The sequence below is a fragment of the Cellvibrio sp. genome, from assembly GCF_039207905.1.
Taxonomy (GTDB): domain Bacteria; phylum Pseudomonadota; class Gammaproteobacteria; order Pseudomonadales; family Cellvibrionaceae; genus Cellvibrio.
This window is the reverse complement of record NZ_JBCECX010000074.1, coordinates 1-4431: the sequence shown is the minus strand read 5'-3', so window position 1 is coordinate 4431 and position 4431 is coordinate 1. Positions and strand designations below refer to the sequence as shown.

General features: G+C 48.3%; 6 protein-coding genes. 4 read left to right on the top strand and 2 right to left on the bottom strand.

Annotation, left to right across the window (positions count from 1 at the left end; genetic code table 11):
* Window positions 1–363: S1 RNA-binding domain-containing protein (locus tag AAGC78_RS21690; RefSeq protein WP_435786194.1), on the bottom strand; the 363-nt coding region annotated here is incomplete at its 3' end.
* An 843-nt stretch (window positions 364–1206) separates the two neighbouring features.
* On the opposite strand from AAGC78_RS21690, the gene rluC reads away from it, so the two are divergent.
* Together rluC and AAGC78_RS21680 are read left to right on the top strand one after the other, a co-directional pair.
* A complete protein-coding gene (gene rluC / locus AAGC78_RS21685; protein ID WP_435786193.1) occupies window positions 1207–2205 on the top strand; it encodes a 23S rRNA pseudouridine(955/2504/2580) synthase RluC in 999 nt (332 codons plus the stop codon).
* A 16-nt stretch (window positions 2206–2221) separates the two neighbouring features.
* A complete protein-coding gene (locus tag AAGC78_RS21680; protein ID WP_435786192.1) occupies window positions 2222–2869 on the top strand; it encodes an HAD-IA family hydrolase in 648 nt (215 codons plus the stop codon).
* Here AAGC78_RS21680 and AAGC78_RS21675 read toward each other — a convergent pair.
* Window positions 2836–3453, bottom strand: coding sequence for a Maf family protein (locus AAGC78_RS21675; RefSeq protein WP_435786191.1), 618 nt, complete (start codon window positions 3451–3453; stop codon window positions 2836–2838). The genes AAGC78_RS21680 and AAGC78_RS21675 overlap by 34 nt on opposite strands.
* A gap of 130 nt (window positions 3454–3583) precedes the next feature.
* Here AAGC78_RS21675 and AAGC78_RS21670 point away from each other — a divergent pair, with 130 nt between their 5' ends.
* Together AAGC78_RS21670 and rpmF are read left to right on the top strand one after the other, a co-directional pair.
* Window positions 3584–4117, top strand: coding sequence for a YceD family protein (locus AAGC78_RS21670; protein ID WP_435786190.1), 534 nt, complete (start codon window positions 3584–3586; stop codon window positions 4115–4117).
* A 40-nt stretch (window positions 4118–4157) separates the two neighbouring features.
* Window positions 4158–4340: a 50S ribosomal protein L32 gene (rpmF, locus tag AAGC78_RS21665; protein WP_040391629.1), complete on the top strand. Its 183-nt coding sequence runs from the start codon at window positions 4158–4160 to the stop codon at window positions 4338–4340.
* Window positions 4341–4431 lie beyond the last annotated feature (91 nt).

Genomic DNA, 4431 nt, shown 5'->3' with positions numbered 1-4431 from the left:
GATAAAGGTAGTGAGTGCTGCACCTTTGTTGCCGCGCTCTTCTTTATCAATTTGAACAATAACTTCGGTGCCTTCTTTCAGTACATCTTTGATTTTGATGCGGCCGTCAGAATCGCCAGAATTCTTGGTGAAATATTCGCGGGAAATTTCTTTGAGGGGGAGGAAGCCGTGACGCTCAGCGCCGTAGTCAACAAACGCGGCTTCAAGGCTTGGTTCTACGCGGGTGATGCGGCCTTTGTAGATGTTTGATTTTTTTTGCTCGCGATTGCGATTTTCAATGTCCAGATCATAAAGCCATTGGCCGTCAACCAAGGCTACGCGCAACTCTTCCGGCTGAGTTGCATTAATAAGCATTCTTTTCATGTGTTACCTAATTGTCTGTGGGCGTTAAACTGACGCGACAATCAAGGTCAACAAAGCGGTGTTTTGCGCAACCTGATGGACTAATACGCTACCCACGGTTGGGCTCGCACTAGCGGTTGGTGGGTTTTACCTGTCGGCTTGCGCAGTATGGTCGCTTTGCAGCGGCTGCATATCTAGCCTTTAAAATCCAGATGGCCCATTTGGCTCATTCATATGCACCGGTAAATGACCGGTTTTCCTATTTGTAGTGCTTGTTTTCATGCTCGGCCAAGGCGTGGTTCCATCCTGTAACGACCGGGTTGTTCATTCATTGATCTTAAATGATTGAGTGCGAGCCCTGAAGATAATCGATCTTCAAATCGGCTTCCCAATCAGGTGGTTAGCTTTGGTAGTTAAGCCACAAGATTAAAATTGCAACCTGCAAAATTAGCTTCGGATAATGATGCTGCATCATGTGCTGGCGCTGTTATCCGGAATTTACAAATAGAGCTTTCTTGAGTTCAGCAAAACAAAAACAGTGTTAACAATGAGTGCAACGTTGGTTGACGCAATTGTTAGGGTAGTTGGCGAGCTCTGCGCGCGTTCTACCGTTGTCAGTTGTTATCAAGAGCGGGAGTTTTAACTGGTAATGATGAGTTAGTGCTGGCGCTCTTGCTGTCAGCGGTATTTCCTAATGATGCGCCTGTCTTTTGTGCGCGACCCGGAAACCAGCCTGTATCAGCCGCTTGAATATAGCAGCTCTACCTGGATGCGGCAATTAAATCAGTGATTTACATAGGTTTCACTAGGCTCGGTGGTGGTTGCGGGTTCGGTTATCTGGCTGTATCAGGTATCATGGCGATTATGAAAATATCTGTTGAAAATACTTCCCAAACTGTTGAATCCGTATCGCTTGCACAAGTGATGGTCCTTTCCATTGATGAAGATCAGGCCGGCCAGCGCCTTGATAATTTTCTGATTGCGCGCCTTAAGGGGGTGCCCAGATCGAAAATTTACAACGTCATTCGCAAAGGCGAAGTGCGTGTTAATAAAGGAAGGATAAAGCCGGAATATAAGTTAGTTGCGGGGGATTCTGTCAGGGTTCCTCCTATCAGGACTGCCGAGGCTGGTACTGAGGCTAAGGCCAGTAATCAAATGATGGCGCTACTCGCAAAGTCTGTTTTGTTTGAAGATGATGGGTTATTGGTCATTAATAAACCGCCGGGGCTCGCGGTGCATGGTGGCAGTGGCATTACGCTTGGTTTGATTGAAACCTTGCGCCAGATGCGCCCTGACGCAAAACATTTGGAGTTGGTGCATCGTCTGGATCGCGATACTTCCGGTTGCATCATGATTGCAAAAAAGCGCAGCTATTTGCGTCATCTGCAGGCTGCATTGCGTGAAAAGTCTGCAGGCGCTGGCGGTATTACCAAGGTGTATCAGGCATTAGTGAATGGTGATTGGTCGAAGCGCACGCATCAGGTCAATGCACCTTTGCTAAAAACAGAGGTTGCAGGTGGTGAGCGGGTGGTTCGGGTTCACCCTGAAGGTAAGCCGAGCTTGACTGAGTTTAAAGTACTGCGGCGGTTCGATGGTTTCAGTTTGATCGAGGCTCGCCCCATCACCGGTCGCACCCACCAAATTCGCGTGCACGCCCAGTATGCCGGGCATAGTCTGGTTGGTGATGAAAAGTATGGTAACGATGATGTCAATGAAGTGATGCGCGGGCAGGGGATAAAGCGACTGTTCTTGCATGCATCGGCGCTCTCTTTTTATTTGCCGGAATCCGAGGAGCTTACGCATGTTGATGCTCCCTTGCCGCCTGATCTGTCGATTCCCTTAAGTAAGTTGTCTGCGATTTAGTGTGTGGAGAGAGTAATTGCTGTTTATTTTTGATTGGGATGGCACCCTGAGTGACTCAAAAGCCAAAATCACCAAGGCGATGCAGTTTGCTGCGGAGGATATGGGCTGGAGTCCACTGGATGATCATCATATCCACAACATTATTGGCTTGGGGCTGCCGGAGGCAATTCACAGGCTTTACCCTGCGGTTGATTTGCCCGATCGCCAGCGTTTACGCGAGGCTTACGCAACCCGCTTTTTGTCGCTTGATGAAGCTCGGCCATCGGATTTCTTTCCGGGTGTTATGGAAACCTTGGATCACCTTAAAGCCGGCGGGCATACATTAACGATTGCTACGGGTAAGAGCCGCAAAGGATTGGATCGAATTTTCAGTGTCCTCGGTGTTGCAGATTATTTTCACGCTACTCGCTGTGCTGATGAAACGGCCTCCAAGCCTGATCCATTAATGTTGGATGAGTTGCTGCGTGAGTTTGGCGCGGATGCATCTGAGGCGGTAATGATCGGTGATACTGAATACGACATGGAGATGGCGCGCCGGATTAATATGCCGCGTATCGCTGTTAGCTATGGTGCTCATCATATTGAGCGCCTCCATAGCTATCAGCCTGAGTTATGTCTGGATCAATTTGATCAATTGCTTGGTTGGGAAAAACTGGCTACCTGATCCAGTGGGTCCATGCCTTCATTGGCGAGCATTCTGGTGAGGGTAATTAAAGGCAAGCCTATTAATGTATTGAAATCTTCTCCCTCCAGTTGTTCGAATAGGCAAACCCCCAGTCCTTCTGATTTGAAGCTTCCCGCGCAATCGTAAGGTTGTTCGCGCCGCAAGTAGTTCTCTATCTGGCTGTCGGTGAGGTTGCGAAATCTGACTTTATAGCTTTCGACGCTGCATTGGCTGTGCTTGGTGGATGAGTTAAATAGGCATAATCCTGTCAGAAATGTGACTTCACGATTGCGGAAGCTGGCTAGCTGTGCAAAGGCATTTTCGTGAGTGTGCGGTTTGCCCAAGATTTGGTTATCGATAGTGGCTACCTGGTCGGAACCGATGATCAAGCAATCCGGGTGGCGATTGGCGAGATGGTAGGCTTTGGTTTCGGCAAGTCGCTGTACCAGGGTGGCAGGTGGCTCATGAGGTAATGGACTTTCATCTATATCCGGGCTTTCCCATGTGAAGTTAAGGCCCAGTTTGCCCAGTAGGTGTCGACGATAGGCTGAGCTGGATGCAAGTAATATTTTCGGTTGGGTCATTGGGTTGCCATATTTTAATGGTGGTAAACGCTAAATAAGGGGGCAATTCTACGCTCAAGCCACTAAATAGCGCTATTTTCACCAGTTTTTCTTTGACACTCATGGGCGATATCCCTATGATGGCGCGCTTATGTTTAAGACCCCTTCTAACAAAGTTCTGCCTCGGCAGGGAGACCCCCGAAAATTCGCCCAACATGGCGTATCTTTGGAGGGTGTAATTCCTGTATCTGAATTACCTCGTATCCTTGATGCGACGGAAGATTCTGGCAGTGAAGTTCAAGTAAAGCTTGAATTTACAATTAGTGAAGAATGGAAAAAGGTCGTTATTGGAAGTGCAAATGCTGACTTGGCTTTAGTTTGCCAGCGTTGCCTCGAGCCAGTGACAGTACCGGTTGAAAGCAATATCTCACTTGCGATTGTATGGGATGAAGAGGCTGCAAAGGCACTGCCTGAGCGCTTTGATCCATGGATAACAGGTGAGGGAATGGCAGATCTTTACGATATGATCGAAGAAGAACTGCTATTGAGTTTACCAGCGGTTGCCTATCATGAAGAGCCCTGTTTAGATAGTAAGCTTTATTCAAGCGGCAAACCGGTCGAGGTAAAAAGAGAGAAAAACCCATTTCAAGTGTTGGAACAACTTAAGAGCTCGCCGAAATCCTGAGGCGCCTCGGTTCCAATGAGTCAGTAAATAGGAGCAAACCATGGCAGTTCAACAAAACAAAAAATCTCGTTCCAAGCGTGACATGCGTCGTTCACACGATGCTCTGACCGGCCCAACCCTGTCAGTTGATGCAACTAGCGGTGAGAAACACCTGCGTCACCACGTGACCGCTGACGGTTTCTACCGTGGCCGTAAAGTGATTGACAAAGGCAATGACGAGTAATTATTTACTCAAGACGACTGCACCTTGTCGGCAAGAATTCGAATAGCGGTTGACGCTATGAGCGGGGACTTAGGTCCCCGCGTTGCTATTT

Coding starts and splice junctions, on each gene's coding strand:
- rluC (WP_435786193.1), top strand. CDS start 1,207: ATGAAAATATCTGTTGAAAATACTTCCCAAACTGTTGAATCCGTATCG.
- AAGC78_RS21675 (WP_435786191.1), bottom strand. CDS start 3,453: ATGACCCAACCGAAAATATTACTTGCATCCAGCTCAGCCTATCGTCGA.
- AAGC78_RS21670 (WP_435786190.1), top strand. CDS start 3,584: ATGTTTAAGACCCCTTCTAACAAAGTTCTGCCTCGGCAGGGAGACCCC.
- rpmF (WP_040391629.1), top strand. CDS start 4,158: ATGGCAGTTCAACAAAACAAAAAATCTCGTTCCAAGCGTGACATGCGT.